Annotated in this window: 17 protein-coding genes; 11 read left to right on the top strand and 6 right to left on the bottom strand. The window is 66.7% G+C overall.

The features are described 5' to 3' along the window. The first annotated feature begins 31 nt into the window (after positions 1-31). Genes AR323_RS01510 through AR323_RS01485 form a run of 6 tightly spaced genes read left to right on the top strand, consistent with a single transcriptional unit; the run spans position 32 to position 6329 of the window. On the top strand, positions 32-1675 hold the full coding sequence (locus AR323_RS01510) for a M23 family metallopeptidase (protein ID WP_057882170.1): 1644 nt from the start codon (positions 32-34) through the stop codon (positions 1673-1675). A 45-nt stretch (positions 1676-1720) separates the two neighbouring features. Continuing rightward, on the top strand, positions 1721-2716 hold the full coding sequence (gene hemB / locus AR323_RS01505; RefSeq protein ID WP_057882169.1) for a porphobilinogen synthase: 996 nt from the start codon (positions 1721-1723) through the stop codon (positions 2714-2716). Positions 2717-2718: 2 nt separating this feature from the next. Continuing rightward, positions 2719-3279 carry a GNAT family N-acetyltransferase gene (locus tag AR323_RS01500; protein ID WP_057882168.1) on the top strand — a complete coding sequence of 187 codons (561 nt, stop codon included), beginning with the start codon at positions 2719-2721 and terminating at the stop codon, positions 3277-3279. Then, complete coding sequence (locus tag AR323_RS01495) at positions 3276-5474, top strand: spermidine synthase (RefSeq protein ID WP_057882569.1); 2199 nt, start codon at positions 3276-3278, stop codon at positions 5472-5474. The genes AR323_RS01500 and AR323_RS01495 overlap by 4 nt, the downstream gene beginning before the upstream one ends. Then, positions 5471-6040, top strand: coding sequence for a gamma carbonic anhydrase family protein (locus AR323_RS01490; RefSeq protein WP_235510416.1), 570 nt, complete (start codon positions 5471-5473; stop codon positions 6038-6040). The genes AR323_RS01495 and AR323_RS01490 overlap by 4 nt, the downstream gene beginning before the upstream one ends. A gap of 7 nt (positions 6041-6047) precedes the next feature. Then, a complete protein-coding gene (locus tag AR323_RS01485) occupies positions 6048-6329 on the top strand; it encodes a DUF167 domain-containing protein (RefSeq protein WP_057882166.1) in 282 nt (93 codons plus the stop codon). Here AR323_RS01485 and AR323_RS01480 read toward each other — a convergent pair. Further along, complete coding sequence (locus tag AR323_RS01480; protein ID WP_235510415.1) at positions 6314-6979, bottom strand: YoaK family protein; 666 nt, start codon at positions 6977-6979, stop codon at positions 6314-6316. The genes AR323_RS01485 and AR323_RS01480 overlap by 16 nt on opposite strands. A gap of 24 nt (positions 6980-7003) precedes the next feature. After that, complete coding sequence (locus AR323_RS01475; RefSeq protein ID WP_057882164.1) at positions 7004-8596, bottom strand: cisplatin damage response ATP-dependent DNA ligase; 1593 nt, start codon at positions 8594-8596, stop codon at positions 7004-7006. Between the two features lie 84 nt (positions 8597-8680). On the opposite strand from AR323_RS01475, the gene AR323_RS01470 reads away from it, so the two are divergent. Next, on the top strand, positions 8681-9028 hold the full coding sequence (locus AR323_RS01470; protein WP_057882163.1) for a hypothetical protein: 348 nt from the start codon (positions 8681-8683) through the stop codon (positions 9026-9028). A 1-nt stretch (position 9029) separates the two neighbouring features. Here AR323_RS01470 and AR323_RS01465 read toward each other — a convergent pair whose 3' ends face one another. The 3 genes from AR323_RS01465 to AR323_RS01455 all read right to left on the bottom strand — a co-directional run bounded on the left by AR323_RS01465 (position 9030) and on the right by AR323_RS01455 (position 12824). Beyond that, positions 9030-10034, bottom strand: coding sequence for a ligase-associated DNA damage response exonuclease (locus tag AR323_RS01465; protein WP_057882162.1), 1005 nt, complete (start codon positions 10032-10034; stop codon positions 9030-9032). 70 nt (positions 10035-10104) lie between these two features. Beyond that, positions 10105-12480: an ATP-dependent Clp protease ATP-binding subunit ClpA gene (clpA, locus tag AR323_RS01460; protein ID WP_057882161.1), complete on the bottom strand. Its 2376-nt coding sequence runs from the start codon at positions 12478-12480 to the stop codon at positions 10105-10107. Between the two features lie 143 nt (positions 12481-12623). Continuing rightward, positions 12624-12824: a DUF1192 domain-containing protein gene (locus AR323_RS01455; RefSeq protein WP_057882160.1), complete on the bottom strand. Its 201-nt coding sequence runs from the start codon at positions 12822-12824 to the stop codon at positions 12624-12626. Between the two features lie 141 nt (positions 12825-12965). Between AR323_RS01455 and AR323_RS01450 the strand changes: the two genes are divergently transcribed. From AR323_RS01450 to AR323_RS01440, 4 genes are all read left to right on the top strand, one after another. After that, positions 12966-13943 carry an NAD(P)H-quinone oxidoreductase gene (locus tag AR323_RS01450; protein ID WP_083495225.1) on the top strand — a complete coding sequence of 326 codons (978 nt, stop codon included), beginning with the start codon at positions 12966-12968 and terminating at the stop codon, positions 13941-13943. A 105-nt stretch (positions 13944-14048) separates the two neighbouring features. Continuing rightward, positions 14049-14204, top strand: coding sequence for a hypothetical protein (locus tag AR323_RS14800; RefSeq protein ID WP_161808702.1), 156 nt, complete (start codon positions 14049-14051; stop codon positions 14202-14204). A gap of 88 nt (positions 14205-14292) precedes the next feature. Continuing rightward, positions 14293-14997, top strand: coding sequence for a DUF1013 domain-containing protein (locus AR323_RS01445; RefSeq protein WP_057882158.1), 705 nt, complete (start codon positions 14293-14295; stop codon positions 14995-14997). 91 nt (positions 14998-15088) lie between these two features. Next, entirely contained in the window at positions 15089-16777 is a 1689-nt protein-coding gene (locus tag AR323_RS01440) for a long-chain-fatty-acid--CoA ligase (RefSeq protein ID WP_057882157.1), read from the top strand. Here the strand turns inward: AR323_RS01440 and AR323_RS01435 are convergent. Continuing rightward, positions 16774-17775: an NAD-dependent epimerase/dehydratase family protein gene (locus tag AR323_RS01435; RefSeq protein WP_057882156.1), complete on the bottom strand. Its 1002-nt coding sequence runs from the start codon at positions 17773-17775 to the stop codon at positions 16774-16776. The genes AR323_RS01440 and AR323_RS01435 overlap by 4 nt on opposite strands. Positions 17776-17799: the final 24 nt, after the last annotated feature.

Genomic DNA, 17799 nt, shown 5'->3' with positions numbered 1-17799 from the left:
ACCGGGAAAGGGATCTTCCGGACGCGACCCTATGAAAGTGGAGGGCGCGTTGTTCCAGCCGCGCGAGTGCGATGAATCGGGCCACGGCCCTGCCGATGGCGTGCCTGCGTGGCGCGCCGCGGCGCTTACGCACGCGCAGATCGAGCAGGAGCGTGCACCACAGGTGCTGCGCCGCGTTCGCGGATTGGCCGAACGGTGGGACGCGCTGCGCTGGAAAGCCGAGGAAAAGCTGGCCGCGGTCGATCTGGCGCCAGACCTGGCGCAGGCGATCGGCAGCCGCCGCTGGTTCCGGGGTCTCGGCACGTTCGTCGGCCTGACCGCCTTCAGCATCGCGCTGTGGCCTGGTTTTGCCCCGCTGGAAGCTGCACCCGCAACCCGCGTGGACGACGCCGTGCGCGATGAGTTTCGCAGCCAGATGATCATGCCGCTCGCACTCGGCGGGGATAGCGGCCGCCAGATGGGCGCGACGAGCCGTGTCGTGCCGCTCAAGTCCGCGCCCGAACGCCCGTCGATCCAGGTGACCGCGACGCTAGCTTCGGGCGACAGTTTCACCCGCATGCTTCAGCGTGCCGGCATCGGCGGCGCCGACCTAGCACGGGTATCCGGCCTCGTGTCGCAGGCGATGCCGCTGGGCGAGATCGCACCGGGCACGCAGATCGACATCACCCTGGGCCGCCGCCCGGAACCGGGCGCGCCGCGTCCACTCGACGCCCTGGCGTTCCGCGCGCGGTTCGACCTGGCCCTCGCGATCGAGCGCGGCGAGGGCGGGCTGGCGCTCGAGCGCAAGGCGATCCGGGTCGACAACACCCCACTGCGCATTCGCGGCGTGGCGGGCAGCAGCCTTTACCGGTCGATGCGCGCCGCCGGTGCACCGGCGAGCGCCGTGCAGCAGTATCTGAAGGCGCTCGGCGAGCAGATCGATATCGAATCCGGCGTGCGCCCGACCGATACCTTCGACATGATCCTGTCCTACAAGCGCGCCGCGACGGGCGAGCGGCAGGCGGGGCAGCTGCTCTATGCAGGCATCGACAGGGGCGGCAAACCCAAGACCCAGTTGATGCGCTGGGGCAGTGATGGCCGTTTCTACGAGGCGTCGGGCGTGGGCGAACAGCGCAGCGGGCTTCTCGCTCCGGTGCCGGGCGCGGTCAGCTCGCGCTTCGGCATGCGGCGACATCCGATCCTCGGCTTCTTCCGCCGCCACGCGGGCATGGATTTCAAGGCTGGCCACGGCACGCCCATCGTCGCCGTCACCGATGGTGTCGTCTCGTCGGCGGGGCGTGCGGGCGGTTGCGGCAATGCGGTGCGTCTCAATCACTCCGGGGGCATACAGACGCGCTATTGCCATATGAGCCGCATGGCCGTGTCGACGGGCCAATCGGTTCGGCGCGGTCAGGTGATCGGTTATGTCGGGTCGACCGGGCTGTCGACGGGGCCGCACCTGCACTATGAAATGTATCGCGGCGGTCGCGCGGTCGATCCGGCTTCGGTCCAGTTCGTCACCCGCGCGCTACTGTCCGGAGAAAGCCTCCAGCGTTTCCGCGCCGTGCTGACCCAGCTGAAGACCGTTGAAACCGGCGCCGCGCTCGAGGACCTCGTCCCGAGCCGGGCCGAGACCGGACCTGCGCAACCGCTGCGAGAGATCGACCGGGTAGAGGCCGGCAAGCCCGCGCTCTAAGCGCGCGATTGCGCGGCGGCGCGCATTGCGGCAACAGCGCAGGGCATGACCGCAGCCTATCCCAACCTTCGCCTTCGCCGCACCCGCGCCTGGGGCTGGAGCCGCGCCCTGCACCGCGAAACGGTGCTCACCCCCGCCGACCTCATCTGGCCGCTGTTCGTTACCGAAGGGTCAGGGGTCGAAGAGCCGATCGCATCATTGCCCGGCGTCTCGCGCTGGTCGGCCGATGGCATTGCTGCGCGCGCCAAAGAGGCGGTAAGCCTCGGCATCCCGTGCGTGGCGCTGTTTCCCAACACGCAGGCGGACCGCCGCAGCGACGACGGGGCCGAAGCGTTCAACCCCGACAACCTGATGTGCCGCGCGATCAAGGCGATCAAGGATGCCTGCGGAAGCGACATCGGGGTGCTGACCGACGTGGCGCTCGACCCCTACACCAGCCACGGACAGGACGGTTTGCTCGACGCGGCCGGCTACGTGACGAACGACGATACGGTCGCCGTGCTCGTCGACCAGGCGATCAACCAGGCGGCTGCGGGAGCCGATGTGATCGCGCCGTCCGACATGATGGACGGGCGTGTTCGCGCGATCCGCATGGCGCTAGAGATGAACGGCCACCCCAACGTCCAGATCATGGCCTATGCGGCCAAGTACGCGAGCGCGTTCTACGGACCTTTCCGCGACGCGGTGGGATCGGGCGGCCTGCTCAAGGGCGACAAGAAGAGCTACCAGATGGACCCGGCCAACGGCGAAGAGGCACTGCGCGAAGTCGCGCTGGATCTGGCCGAAGGCGCGGACAGTGTGATGGTCAAACCCGGGTTGCCCTATCTCGATATCGTGCGCCGGGTGAAGGAACGGTTCGAGGTGCCGGTCTTCGCCTATCAGGTTAGCGGCGAATACGCGATGATCGAGGCTGCCGCCGCGGCGGGTGCGGGCGACCGCGACGCGCTGGTTCTCGAAACTCTCATGGCCTTCAAGCGTGCCGGTTGCTCCGGCGTGCTGACCTATCATGCCGCGCACGCGGCGCGGTTGCTCGGCAACTGACAGTGGCGGCCCCGGTCCGGCTCGAAACCGAGCGACTGGTGCTGCGGGATTGGCGCGCGGAGGATTGGCCGCGTTTCTTCGCGGGCACGAATACGCCGGCTGTCATGCGGTGGCTGGGTGGCGTGCTCGATGGGGATGGTGAAGCAGCGACCCGGACGCGGGTGGAGGGCTGCGCAGCGCGCAACGGCTTCTGCTTCTGGCCGGTCGAGCGAAAGATCGATGGCGAAATTCTCGGCTTCTGCGGCCTGAAGCTCGCCGACGCGCCCGGATCGTCGGTGACCGGCGAAATGGAAGTCGGCTGGCGCCTGCGCGAGGATGCGTGGGGGCAGGGTTATGCAAGGGAGGCTGCAGTGGCAGCCCTCGATGCGGCCTTCGATCGGTTCGGCGCGGATGAAGTCGTGGCGCTGACCATCATCGAGAACGAGGCGAGCTGGGGGCTGATGAAGCGACTGGGAATGCGCCGCAGGGCGGACCTCGATTACGCCGACACCCGGTTCGATCCGCCGATCCGCGACCATATCGTTCACTCGATCGACCGCGCATTGTGGAGCGCGCGCGCATGATGGCGAACCGGCGCACGCTGTTTGTCTGCACGATACTGCTCGGCAGCTTCCTGCTGTTCCTGGTGCAGCCGATGGTCGCGCGGATGGCGCTGCCTCGTCTGGGCGGGGCGCCCAACGTCTGGAACAGCGCGATGCTGGTCTATCAGGCTCTGCTGCTCGGGGGATATGCCTATGCCCATGCGCTGGGCCGAGTTGCGCTGAAGAAGCAGGCGCTGGTCCATCTGGCTGTGCTGCTGCTGGCCGCGCTCACGCTGCCGATCGCGCTGGCCGACCTCCCGCCCGCGGCACCGGGCGCGGAAGTGGTCTGGGTGCCTCTGCTGTTCCTCGCCACGATCGGCCCGCTGTTTTTCGCGGTCTCGGCGCAGGCCCCACTGATGCAGCGGTGGTACGCTTCCGACCCGCGCGCGGGCGATCCTTATCCGCTCTATGCGGCGAGCAACCTCGGCAGCTTCGCAGGATTGATCGCCTATCCGCTGGTGTTCGAACCGCTGCTGCCGATCGCCCTGCAAAGCGCGGCCTGGGCCGGCGGCTTCGCCGTGCTGGTCATTCTGGTCGTCCTGACGAGCCGCGCGCTGCCGACCGTGGACCAGACGAAGGTCGAGGACAGACTCGATGAGGATCAGGGCGAAGCGATCGGCTGGCGGCGCATTGCGCTGTGGCTGGTGCTCGCCGCAGTTCCTTCGGGGTTGATGCTCTCGACGACGACGTACCTTACCACCGATATCGTCGCCATGCCGCTCCTGTGGGTGATCCCCCTGGGCATCTACCTGCTGTCCTTCTCGATCGCGTTTTCCGAACGGCAGCGAGTGGCGCGCGAGTTCAAGCGCTATGCCGCGGCGCTGGTGATTGTGTTGGGCGCGATCACCATCCTCATCTCGCAGAGCGGCTCTATCCCGGCTGCGCTGGTCAGCGCGGCCCTCCTGTTCGTCGTCGCCGTGGCACTGCATGGACGGCTTTACGAAAGCCGTCCGCACCCCTCGCGGTTGACGCTGTTCTACTTGGTCATGTCGGCGGGCGGCGCTCTTGGCGGAGCGGTGACCGCGCTGATCGCCCCGGTCCTGTTCGACTGGACATGGGAGCATCCGCTGCTGATCGTGGCCGCTGCGGTGCTCGTGCCCCTGCCCGGCTACGCGCAATGGACCGCCCGGTTCGGCTGGACACCCGAGCGCACGCGGCTGGTCATGGCGACGATCCTCGGCGCAGCGCTGCTGGCGATCGCGGCGCTTGCGCGGGCCAGCGCGGCGGAATCGCCCACTGTCCTGCTGGTGCAAGGGCTGCTGTCGGCGGTTGTCCTGCTTGCGCTCATGCTGGTCCGCTGGCGGACCGCCTTCGCCGCGATCCTCGCCCTTACGATGCTTGCGCTCGGCGGAACGCAGGCCGTGCGGGCGAGCCTGAACGGAGAGCGCAGCCGCAGCTACTTCGGCGTCTACACCGTGCGCGACGTAGGCGAGACCGCGCGCACTCTGGCCCACGGCACGACGTTGCACGGGATACAGTTACGCAAGCCCGGACTCGAGCTCGAGCCGACGACGTATTATGGGCGAACTTCGGGCGTCGGGCTGGCGCTGGGTGCGGGCGACGCGCTGCTGGGACCCGGGGCCAACGTCGGCATCGTCGGCTTGGGGGTCGGCACGCTTGCCTGCTACCGAAAGCCGGGTCAGAGCTGGACGTTCTACGAGATCGATCCGGCCGTGCTGGAATATTCGCGAAACGGTCAGTTCACTTTCGTGCAGCGGTGCACGCCAGACGCGCGGATGGTCATCGGCGATGCGCGGATCGAGCTCGAAGCCGCGCCCCCGGGCCGTTACGACCTGCTCGCGATCGATGCCTTCTCGTCCGACGCAGTGCCGCTGCACCTGATGACCGACGAGGCGATCAAGGTCTATCTGCGCGCGCTGAAACCCGACGGGTTGCTGCTCGTGCATATATCCAACCGCTATGTCGATCTGGCCCCTGCGCTGGGCGCAGCGGCGCGGGCGAATGGCCTGTCCGCCATTCGCCGCGACGACATGGGCGCGCGCGCTCCTCGCACGGGTTCGGTGTGGATTGCGATGTCGCGTTCGCAAGCGCGCCTTGTCGCCCTCGAAGCCGTCGGACGGGCCGAGTGGACTCCGCTCGAGCGGACCGACAGCCCTTTGTGGACCGACGATTACGCGTCTATCCTGCCGGTCCTTCAATGGAGCAATTTCCTGTGACCCTTGCCCGACCCGGCGTGACCATCGTCCCGATCCACGGCAAGTCGCCGCAAATCGACCCGTCCGCGTTCATCGCGCCCGGCTGCACTATCGTCGGCGACGTGACGATCGGCCCGCAATCGAGCGTCTGGTACAACTGTGTTCTCCGCGCCGACGTGAGCCGCATCGTGATCGGCGCGCGGACGAACATCCAGGACGGCAGCGTGCTCCACTGCGATCCCGAGCGTCCCGGCGATCCCGATGGGTCGCCCCTCCTAATCGGCGACGACGTGCTCGTCGGCCACATGGTCATGCTGCACGGCTGCCGGATCGAAGACCGCGGCTTCGTCGGCCTCGGGGCGATCGCCATGAACAAGGCGGTGATCGGCTCGGATGCCATGCTAGCGGCCGGTGCCATGCTGACCGAGGGGAAAGTGATGGCCCCGCGCGAACTGTGGGGCGGCCGCCCGGCACGCAAGATGCGCGATCTCGACGACATGACGATCGCGGGTATGCGCATGGGCGTGGCGCACTATGTCGAGAACGCGAAGGCACACGCGGCAGCGGTGGCCGACATCGACCTTTAGGCCAGAAATGGCGCGAAGCATGGTCGACTGGCCGCCGCCCGAGGCGCTCATCGGCCTGCTCGATGGGCACGGCAGACTGACCGTAAGGGTCACTCCCGGTGCACGCAGCGAGGCGTTGGAGATCGCCGGCGGAAGCCTGGTCATAAGGGTCCGTGCAAAGCCGAAGGACGGCGAAGCGAACGAGGCGGTGCTCGCCCTGCTTGCCCGCGCACTGAACGTGCCGCGCAGTTCGCTTGCCCTGTTGCGCGGCGCGACTTCCCGCGAAAAGGTCGTTCAGATCGCGCGCTGATCGCCGGCGCGCTCGATGCGCCAGGCGACGATTGTCAGCAGCAGAGCGATCCCGACCGCGATCCAGGGCGTCACCTCGCGCCATGCGGTGAATGCGAATGCGCCGAGAATTGCCCCACTCCCCAGCCCGAGCCAGAGAAGTCCCGCGCTCAGGCGTCCGCTCGTGGGCTGCTGGGTAATCGCGGCGGCAAGGCCTTGACCGAGGCGCACGAGCGCGCCGGTCATATAGGTTACCCCGACCGCGACCTCTCCCTCGCGCCGAAAGACGTTGTTCAGCGCTCCCATCGCTAGGACGGAAGCACCGATGAAACCGGCCTGCCACTGACCATCGAGCGTTGCGGCAAGGAGCAGCAGGCCGGCGGTGGTCGCCATCACGGCGGTCTTGCGGCGGCCTCCCCCCCGTTCGGAAACGATCGCCCCTACGGTGACGCCGGCCACGAATGCGACGAGGATCCCGGCCGGCACGATCGCTGTTGCGGGTGCAGTGACGAGATCGACTCCCAGCCGGGTCGTGTTGCCCGACATGAAAGAGGTGAAATAGCCTCCAGCAGCGAGGAATCCGGTCGCATCGACGAAGCCGGCAAGCGCGGCGATCGCAATCGCGAGGCGGCGGCGAGGGCGATCGAGCTGGCGCATTCGTTCGCCCGCCACGATGCGCCTCCGCGCGCACCTGCGTCAATCGCGGATCAGGGCTTTCAGCGCTTCGATCCGATCGGCTTCGTGCGGGGGCTTGTCCCAGCGGATTCGATGGATGCGCGGGAAGCGCATCGCGAGGCCGGATTTGTGCCGCTTGCTCTCGTGAACAGAATCGAAGGCGACCTCGAACACGAGGGTGCGATCGGTCTCGCGCACCGGGCCGAAGCGGTTCGTGGTGTGTGTCCGCACGTGGCGGTCGATCTTCTTCAGTTCTTCGTCGGTGAAGCCTGAATAGGCCTTGCCGACCGGCAGCAGTTCGGCGCCCGCGTCCGGATCGCCGTCCCAGCAGCCGAACGTGTAGTCGCTGTAGAAGCTCGAGCGTTTGCCCGACCCGCGCTGGGCATACATCAGCACGCAGTCGATCAGCAGCGGATCGCGCTTCCACTTGTACCAGAGGCCCACGCGCCGACCCGCGATGTAGGGCGAATCGCGGCGCTTGAGCATCAGGCCCTCGATGGCGTCGTCGCGCGCGCCCTCGCGGATGCGGGCGAGATGAACGAAATCGATCGCCTCGACCACTTGGCTGAGATCGAAGTGCGACGAAGGCAGTCGCTCCATCAGCGCCTCCAGTCGGGCACGTCGCTCGAACCACGGCCGTTCGCGCAGATCCTCGCCCTCGACGATCAGCGCATCGTAAAGCCGCACGAACGCGGGCGATTCGGCGAGCATCGTCTTGGCAACCGTCTTGCGTCCCAGCCGCTGTTGCAGCGCGTTGAAGCTTGCCGCGCCGCCAACTTCGCCGCCCTGATGGCTTCCGCGTACCAGCAGTTCGCCGTCGAGAACAGCGTCCATCGGCAACACGTCGAGCAGTTCCGGAAAAGTCGCCGAGATATCGTCGCCGCCGCGCGAATAGAGCCGCGTCTCTCCCGCCATCCGCACCAGCTGGACGCGAATACCGTCCCATTTCCACTCGGCGGCATAGTCGGCGAGGTCGACGACCGTGTCTTCGAGCGGGTGGGCCAGCATGAAGGGCCGGAAGGTCGGCAGGTTGGCGGTATCGGGCGGCGCCTCGCCATGCGCGGCCCAGGCGAACAGCGGCTCGTAGGGCGGGGACAGCCCGTGCCAGTGTTCCTCCACTTCCTCGACCGGCACCTCGAACGCCTGCGCGAAAGCGACTTTTGCCAGCCGGCTCGAGATGCCGATCCGCATCGCGCCCGTGGCGAGTTTGAGTAGTGCATAGCGGCCCGACGAATCGAGCCGGTCGAGCAGGCGCGGTAAGTCGGACAGGACCGACTTGCGGTTCATGGCGGCGAGCAATTCGACCGTCTCGCTCACGCTGGGGGGATCGGGCGGGTCGTCGGGAGTCGGCCACAGCAGGCTGGCCGTCTCCGCGGTATCACCGACGAAATCGCGCGACAGCGTCCACAGGACCGGGTCGATCCGCTCCATCAGCAGGTTGCGGATCGTGCTCGACTTGACCGCCGGAAAATCGAGACCGTCGGTCAGCGCCGCCAGCGCCCATCCGCGGTCCGGATCCGATGTGGCGCGCAGGTATTCCGCGATCAGCCGCAGCTTCTCGTTGCGACTGCGGGTATAAACCAGTGCGTCGATCAGGGCGGCGAGTTCATCCATCTATGCGGCGTTCATCGCAGCCGCTAGACAGCGCCGACAAGAGGGTGCGACGCGCGCCTTCGCTAACAGGAAGATGGATTGCCGATGATCAGGATTCTTGCCGCCGCCGCCGTGCTCGCCTCCGGTCCCGCTCTCGCGCAGACGGCGCCGGCACAGGACCATTCGATGCACGCCGGCCATGCCGATCACTCCGCTCACGCCGGTCATGCTGCCGCGCAGGGCAAGCTGTCGCTCGATACCCCGGTGGAAGCGATCATCGCGAACCCGAAGGGCAAGGCGGTGCTCGACGCGCAACTGCCGGGGCTGACCACGCACGAGCATTACCCGATGTTCAAGGCGATGACGCTGAACCAGATCGCGCCGATGTCGAACGGTCAGGTGAGTGCCGAGGCGCTCGCCCAGATCAAGGCGGACCTCGAAGCGATCCAGTAGGTCAGTCATCCTCGTCCTCGTATCCGACGAGGGCGAGGGCGCGCGCCTTGCGCTGGTGCAATTGGTGCCAGCGCAGGAGCGCTTCTTCGCGGCCGTGGGTGATCCAGGTCTCGCGCGGGTTCACTTCCTCCACCGTGCGGGTCAGTTCGCCCCAGTCGGCGTGGTCAGAGATGATCAGCGGCAGCTCGACGTTCCGCTGGCGCGCGCGTTGGCGCACTCGCATCCAGCCCGATGCCATCGCTGTGATCGGCTCGGGCAGGCGGCGGCTCCAGCGATCGTTCAAGGCCGACGGCGGACACACGACGACGCGCCCGCGCATCTCGTCCTTCGTCGCTTCCGACACGAGCCCAAGCTCGCCCAAGTCGACCCCGAACTCCTCGTAGAGGCGGCACATCTTTTCCAGTGCGCCATGCAGGTAGATCGGTTCGTGGTGACCCGCCGCGCGCAGTTCGGCGATCACCCGCTGCGCCTTGCCCAGTGCATAGGCGCCCACCAGCACGCAGCGTTCGGGGTGTGCCGCCAGCCTGTCGAGAAGCTTGGCCATTTCCTCGGCGATCGGCGGGTGGGTGAACAGCGGCAGGCCGAAAGTCGCCTCGGTAATGAAGATGTCGCAGGGCGTGACCTCGAACGGCGGGCAGGTGGGATCGGGCCGCCTTTTGTAGTCGCCGGTGACCACGACCCGCTCGCCCGCGTGTTCCAGCAGGATCTGCGCGCTGCCGAGCACATGACCGGCCGGGATGTAGGTTGCATCGACACCGCCCTTCAGCCGGATCGTCTCGCCATACGGCACCGCGGTCGCGCCTTCGCGAGTGTTGTAGCGCAGGTCCATGATCGCCAGTGTCTCGGGCGTCGCCACCGTGACGCCGTGGCCGCCGCGCGCATGGTCGGCGTGCCCGTGCGTGACCAATGCGTGGTCCACCGGGCGCGAAGGGTCGATCCAGCTGTCCGCGGGGACGACATGGATGCCATGCGGCTCGGGCCGGATCCATGCAAAGTCGCGCGCCATAGATCGATTCAAGCAAATGGGGCGCGAAGCGTTCCCGCCTCGCGCCCCTCAGTTCGGTCGGTCGAAGAGATCAACCTTCGCCGTCGTCCTTGCCCTTTGCGCCCTCGTTTGCCTTAGCGGCGGGCTTGGCCTTTGGGGCAGGCTTCTTCCTGGACGGCGGGCGCACCTTGGGCGCAGTCGGGGTCAGTTCGAACGATGGCTGTCCGTCCTTCAGGCTGACGTGGACCTCGCCGCCTCCCGACAGCTTGCCGAAGAGCAGTTCCTCGGCGAGCGGCTGCTTGATCTTCTCCTGGATCAGGCGCGCCATCGGCCGGGCACCGTAGAGCTTGTCGTAGCCCTTCTCGGCCAGCCAGCCACGCGCATCGGTATCGAACTGGATGTGCACGTTCTGCTCGGCGAGCTGCAGTTCGAGCTGGAGGATGAACTTGTCCACCACCCGAGCCACGGTGTCGCGGCCGAGGTAAGTGAACGGCACGATCGCATCGAGCCGGTTACGGAATTCAGGAGTGAACATCCGCTTCACAGCCTCGTCCTGCGCGTCTTCCTTGCTCACGTCGCCGAAGCCGATGCCCTGGCGCGCCATGTCGGACGCACCGGCGTTGGTGGTCATGATCAGCACGACGTTGCGGAAGTCGACCGTCTTGCCGTGGTGATCGGTCAGGCGCCCGTTATCCATCACCTGCAGCAGGATGTTGAACAGGTCGGGGTGCGCCTTTTCGATTTCGTCGAGCAGCAGCACGCAGTGCGGCTGCTGGTCGATTGCATCGGTGAGCAAGCCGCCCTGATCGTAGCCGACATAGCCCGGAGGCGCGCCGATCAGGCGGCTGACGCTGTGCCGCTCCATGTATTCCGACATGTCGAAGCGCTGCAGCGGGATGCCCATGATGCTGGCGAGCTGGCGCGCGACCTCGGTCTTGCCGACGCCGGTGGGGCCCGAGAACAGGAACGAGCCGATCGGCTTGTCCGGGTCGCGCAGCCCCGCGCGGCTGAGCTTCATCGCGGTCGACAGCTTCTTGACCGCGAAGTCCTGGCCATAGACGACCTGCTTGAGGTCGCGCTCGAGGTGCTCGAGCGCCTTCTTGTCGTCGCTCGACACGCTCTTGGGTGGGATCCGCGCCATCGTGGCGATGACCTGCTCGATCTCGCGTGCGGTGATCTTCTTCTTCCGCTTCGAAGGTGGCACGAGCATCTGCATCGCGCCGACCTCGTCGATCACGTCGATCGCCTTGTCGGGCAGCTTGCGGTCGTTGATGTAGCGCGCCGACAGCTCGACCGCGGTCTTGATCGCATCGGGCGTGTAGGTGACCTTGTGATGGTCCTCGAACGCCGAACGCAGGCCCTTGAGGATCTTGATCGTGTCCTCGACCGTCGGTTCGTTCACGTCGATCTTCTGGAACCGGCGCAGCAGCGCGCGATCCTTTTCGAAGTGGTTGCGGAATTCCTTGTAGGTGGTCGAACCGATGCAGCGGATCGTTCCGCCGGAAAGGGCGGGCTTCAACAAGTTCGAGGCATCCATCGCCCCGCCGCTGGTGGCGCCCGCGCCGATGACGGTGTGGATCTCGTCGATGAACAGCACCGCCTCGGGCATCTTCTCGAGCTCGTTGACGACCTGCTTCAGCCGTTCCTCGAAGTCGCCGCGATAGCGCGTGCCCGCCAGCAACGCGCCCATGTCGAGCGAATAGATGACCGCGTCCTGCAGCACTTCGGGCACGTCGCCCTCGATGATCTTGCGGGCGAGGCCCTCGGCGATGGCGGTCTTGCCCACGCCCGGATCGCCCACGTAGAGCGGGTTGTTCTTGGAGCGGCGGCACAGGATCTGGATGGTCCGGTCCACTTCCGGCCCGCGGCCGATCAGCGGATCCACCTTCCCGTTCTTCGCCTTCTCGTTGAGATTGACGGTGAACTGGTCGAGCGCGGACTGGTCCTTGCCCCCCTTCGCCTCTCCCTTGGAGTCCTGCTGCGCATCTTCCGCGGCGCCCTGCGGCGGCTTGCTGTCGAGTTGCTTGCCGCCCTTGCCGATTCCGTGGCTGATATAGCTGACCGCATCGAGCCGGCTCATGTCCTGCTGCTGAAGGAAATAGACCGCGTAGCTGTCGCGTTCGGAAAACAGCGCGACGAGCACGTTCGCGCCGGTCACGGTGTCCTTGCCCGAGGACTGGACGTGCAGGATCGCGCGCTGGATCACCCGCTGGAAACCGGCGGTCGGCTGCGGATCGGCGTCCTCGCTCGTCTCGAGCTTCTGGTACTCCTCGTCGAGATAGCGGCGAACGACTTCGCCCAGTTCGGACAGGTCCACCCCGCACGCGAGCATGACCGCGGCCGCGTCCTCGTCGTCGATCAGCGCGAGCAGCAGGTGCTCGAGCGTCGCGTATTCGTGGCGCCGTTCTGCCGCACCGGCGAGGGCGGCGTGAAGGGTCTTCTCGAGGTTCTGGGCGAAACTGGGCATTCAGGTCACTTTCGGTGGAAAATGCGTGCATCCGCTTGCACGATGAGATGAACGGAAGCGGTCAACGGCGTTTTTACGCTCGCCATTGCGGAAGTCTGCCAACGATATGGGATGCGGCCCAGCAAATGCGAGGCCGCTCCCGGTCATGACGCTGGCTTGCCGAATAATTGGTCTGCCGCGCTGCGGTGCGCCGCGGCCTTTATCCGGTGGCTTTCCACTCGGGCGATTTCCGCTTCGAGCTGGGCTATACGCTCGGCCAGTTCATCCTGCGAATAGGGGGAGAGGTCCTCCTTCGCGAGGAGGGACGCGGCATCGCCGCGCGGGCGGGGCAGATCGTCATCCATGTCTGGGGGAAATCATCGCTTGTTGAGCCGCTTGCTGTCAATGGCCGGTCCCGCTAGGTCCCCGCCCGACGCAATACGCTGTCGCATTCGGGCAACAGGGGGCAGACTTTGGCCGAAGCCATACCCGTAACCATGACCGCCATGGGATACGACGCGCCGGGCGGTCCCGACGTGTTTCGACCCGAAACGATGCCGACGCCGCAGCCGGGGACGGGGCAGGTCCTCATCCGGGTGGCCTATGCGGGCGTCAACCGGCCCGATGTGATCCAGCGCCAGGGATTCTATCCGCCGCCGCCAGGCGCGTCGCCGATTCCCGGACTCGAGGTTTCGGGAACCGTGGTCGCCATCGGCAAGGGTGCTCCGCCGGAAATGCTCAACCAGCAGGTATGCGCGCTCGTGTCGGGGGGCGGCTATGCCGAGTATTGCCTCGCCGACGTGCGGCACTGCCTGCACGTTCCGGGCGATCTGCCACTTGATCAGGCTGCCGCGCTGCCGGAAACGCTGTTCACCGTGTGGCACAACGTCTTCGAGCGGGGCTGGGCCAAGGAGGGCGAGACCTTGCTCGTCCACGGGGGTACCAGCGGGATCGGGACGATGGCGATCATGCTCGGCAAGGCGTTCGGCCTGACCGTGATCGCGACCGCGGGCAGCGCAGACAAATGCCAGGCGTGCCGCGACCTCGGCGCCGATCTCGCAATCGACTACAAGGTGCAGGATTTCGTCGAGGAAGTGAAGAGCTTCACCGAAGGTCGCGGAGTCCAGGTGGTGCTCGACATGGTGTCGGGCGACTATGTCGCGCGCAATCTCGCTTGCCTTGCCGAGGATGGCCGTCACGTCACGATCGCCGTGCTCGGCGGCCTGAAGGCGACGCTCGACATGGCGCTGGTGATGCGCAAGCGGCTGACGCTGACCGGCTCGACCCTCCGCCCGCGGTCGGACGATTTCAAGGCCTTGCTCGCCGACGAGATCGCCGAAGTCGCCTGGCCGCTGATCGTCGACGGAACGGTGCGACCGGTGATGGACCGGACCTTCGCCCTCGCCGATGCCGGCGCGGCTCATGCCCGGATGGAGGGCGGCGACCACATCGGCAAGATCGTGCTGCGCGTGGGCGGGGACTGAAACCGGCCCGTCACATTGTCGCGCAATCGACCGCGAACCGTCGCGGAGATTTCGCACTGGCGCGTTAAAAGGGCATCGTCGGATAACAGCAAGAGATTGCCCGCCATGCTGCAGGATTGGGAAGCCGGCCTTATCGGCAACAACCCCGGAACGACCTCCAGGCTTCCGCGCAAGGCCTCGCCCGCGCGCGTGATCATCAACCTCGTGCGCGGACGCCGCGCGCTGGCCGGGGCTGCCGAAGGCCTGCCGTCCGCCGCGTAACGCTTGCCCTCGGGCGTTCGAACGCCTAGATCGGTCCCACATGGCCGCCCCGCGAGGGGCGGCCCTTCTATTTTCAGGACCCACGTTCATGGCCGACCAACCCAAGCCGCTGATGCCGCATGCGACCGCCACCTGGCTGGTCGACAACACTGCGCTCTCTTTCGAGCAGATCGCCGAGTTCTGCGGCCTTCACATCCTCGAAGTGCAGGCGATGGCCGACGATCTCGCCGGTGCGAAGTACACCGGGCGCGACCCGGTCCATGCCGGCGAACTGACCAACGAAGAGATCGAGAAGGGTCAGGCCGACTCCACGTACTCGCTCAAGATGCACAAGGCGCCGATCGCGGTCAGCCGCACCAAGGGACCGCGCTACACCCCGGTTTCCAAGCGGCAGGACAAGCCCGACGGCATCGCCTGGATCCTGCGCAACCACCCCGAGGTTTCGGACGCGCAGATCGGGAAGCTGATCGGCACGACCCGCAATACGATCACCGCGATTCGCGAGCGGTCGCACTGGAACATCCAGAACATCAACGCGAAGGATCCGGTGACGTTGGGCCTGTGTTCGCAGCGCGAGTTGGACGCGATGGTGGCCAAGGCGGCCAAGAAGGCGGGCCTGGAAGAAGACACCTCTGCGCGCGAGACCCGTCTCGGCAACGACCGCGAGGCGCTGATCACCGAACTGCGCGCCGAGCGCGACGCCGCAGCCAAGGCGGCGGTCGAAGCCGCGCAGGAGGCCGAGGCAGCCGTCTGGCTCGAAAACAAGCGTGCCGAGGAAGCCAGCGAAGGCTAAGCCCCCGGCGTACTTCCAGACGTTATTCCCGCAGTGGCGGGGATGACGAACACGTGTTGTCAAACCGCGTGGGTTCGCGCATCCTGTTGACATGGATGTAAATAACGCGCCCGATCATCCCGCCCCCGGCCAGTATACGCACCCCTGTGCCTGGGATGTGCCGCTCGCAGAACTGACCGTGCCGGACCTGCTCGATCGTGCCGCACGGGAAGCACCCGGCGCTCCCGCGATCGACTTCATGGGGCGCACCTACAACTACGCGCACGTGCAGCAGGATGCGCGCCGGGTCGCCGCCGGCCTTGCAGCGCGCGGCATCCGCAAGGGCGACCGCGTCGGGCTCTACCTGCCGAACGTGCCGATCTACCCCGCCGCCTACTACGGCGCGATGATGGCGGGCGCGGTGGTCGTGAATTTTTCGCCGCTTTACACGGTCGACGAACTTTCCGCTCAGGTCGCGGATTCGGGCGCGCGGCTGCTGGTGACGGTCGATGTCGCCAGCCTGCTGCCGACTGCGCTCGCGGTGCTCGAAGGATCGGCTCTCGAAACGCTCGTGGTGGGCTCGCTCGGCGCGATGCTACCGTGGCCGAAGCGGATCGCGCTCAAGGTTCTCGGGCGCAAGGCGCTGGCGCCGATCCCGCAGCGGGCGGACGTGCTGCGCTGGAACGATCTGCTCGCCCAACCCGGCGCAGAACTGCCACCCGTGACGCGCGACGACCTCGCCCTGCTGCAATACACCGGCGGGACGACCGGCAGGCCCAAGGGCGCGATGCTGACTCACGCGAACCTCGCCTCCAACGCGCTTCAGGTCCAGGCGATCGATCCGCGTACGGGCGAGCGCGACGTGATCCTCGGCGTGCTGCCGCTGTTTCACGTGTTCGCCAACACCTGTGTGCTCAACCGCACCGTGGCGAACAAGGGCTGCATCGCGATGCTGCCGCGGTTCGAGGCGGGGCAGGCATTGAAGACGCTGCAGCGCGTGCGAGCGACCGCATTTCCCGGCGTGCCGACGATGTACCAGGCGCTGCTCGACCATCCACAACTGGCAAAGACCGATTTCTCCTCGCTCCAGGTGTGCATTTCGGGGGGCGCGCCGCTGCCGGCTCCGGTGCGCGAAACGTGGGAAGAACGCACCGGATCGCGGCTGGTCGAAGGCTACGGCCTGACCGAAAGCTCGGGTGTCGTCTCGACCAATCCCTATGAGGGCGAGCGCAAGCAGGGCACGATCGGCCAGGTGCTGCCGCACACGCGCGTGCGTCTGCTCGACAAGGAAGACCCTTCCAGGCCTCCGCCCCAAGGCGAGCCGGGCGAACTCGTGATCGCCGGTCCGCAGATCATGCAGGGCTACTGGAACCGGCCCGATGCCGCAAAGGACGCCTTTGCCGATTTCGACGGAACCCGCTGGTTGCGCACCGGCGACGTTGCCCAGATCGACGCCGATGGTTTCATCGCCATCGTCGACCGCATCAAGGACATGATCGCGGTGGGCGGGTTCAAGGTTTTCCCGAGCCAGGTCGAAGCCGTGCTGGTGGAACATCCCGCGGTCAAGGAAGCGCTCGTGCTCGGTATGCCCGACGCCTATCTCGGCGAGATGCCGCGCGCGTGGGTGACGCTCAACGACGACGTACCTCCTGCCACCGGCGAGGAATTGGCCAAGTGGCTCAATGCCCGCGTCGGAAAGCACGAGCGGGTCAGCGGGGTCGAGCTGCGCGCGGAACTGCCCAAGACGATGGTCGGAAAGCTCGACCGCAAGGCGCTGCGGGCGGAGGTCCTGCCGGGCTAGGTTCGGGTATAGTCGCGATACCATCGCACGAAGGCGGGGACCCCTGTCTCGATCGACGTGCCGGGGCGATAGCCGGTCGCATCGGTCAGCGCATCGATGTCGGCATAGGTCTTGTGGACGTCGCCCGGCTGCATCGGCAGCATTTCGATCGACGCGGTCCGGCCGCACGCATCCTCGAGCAGGCCGATGACTTTCATCAGGTGTTCGGAGCGGTTGTTGCCGATATTGTAGAGCGCGTGCGGGGCGCGGCTGCCACCGGCCTTCTCGCCGCCGTCGTCCTCGGGAGGGAGATCGAGGCAGGCGAGCACTCCGCCGACGATATCGTCGATGAAGGTGAAGTCGCGGTACATGTCGCCTTCGTTGAACACCGGCAGCGGTTCGCCGGCGAGCAGGCGCCGGGTGAAGTTCCACAGCATCATGTCAGGGCGTCCCCACGGTCCATAGACGGTGAAGAACCGCAGGCCGGTGAGCGGGATCCTGTAAAGGTGAGCGTACGATTCGCTCATCAGTTCGTCGGCGCGCTTGGTCGCAGCGTAGAGCGAGACCGGATGATCGCTACGATCCGCGACCGAAAACGGCAGTTTCGCATTGCCGCCGTAGACCGAGCTGGAACTGGCATAGACCATGTGCCGGACCTGCCGCCGACGCGCTACCTCAAGAAGCGCCAGATGACCCACCAGGTTGGACCGGGCATAAGCCATCGGGTGATCGATTGAATAGCGCACCCCGGCTTGCGCGCCGAGATGGACAATCGCGTCGATTTCTTGGTCGGCCAGCGCCTCGCTCAGCGCGGTGTCGTCGGAGAAATCGAGATGGCGGAACTCGAATCGCTGCCCCCCGGCCGCAGCCGCGACGCGCGCAAGGCGGTCATGCTTCAGGCTGACCGGGTAGTAATCGTTGAGGTTGTCGATCCCGAAGACGGCATCCCCGCGCGCGACCAGGGCTTGGCTGACGGCCGCGCCGATGAACCCGGCTGCCCCGGTGACGAGTATCCTCATGCCGCGCGGATTAGGGCCGCGCGG

The organism is Tsuneonella troitsensis (genome assembly GCF_001441535.1).
Lineage (GTDB): Bacteria > Pseudomonadota > Alphaproteobacteria > Sphingomonadales > Sphingomonadaceae > Tsuneonella > Tsuneonella troitsensis.
Note: the sequence above shows the minus strand (reverse complement) of the source record. Positions and strands in the feature narration are given on the sequence as shown.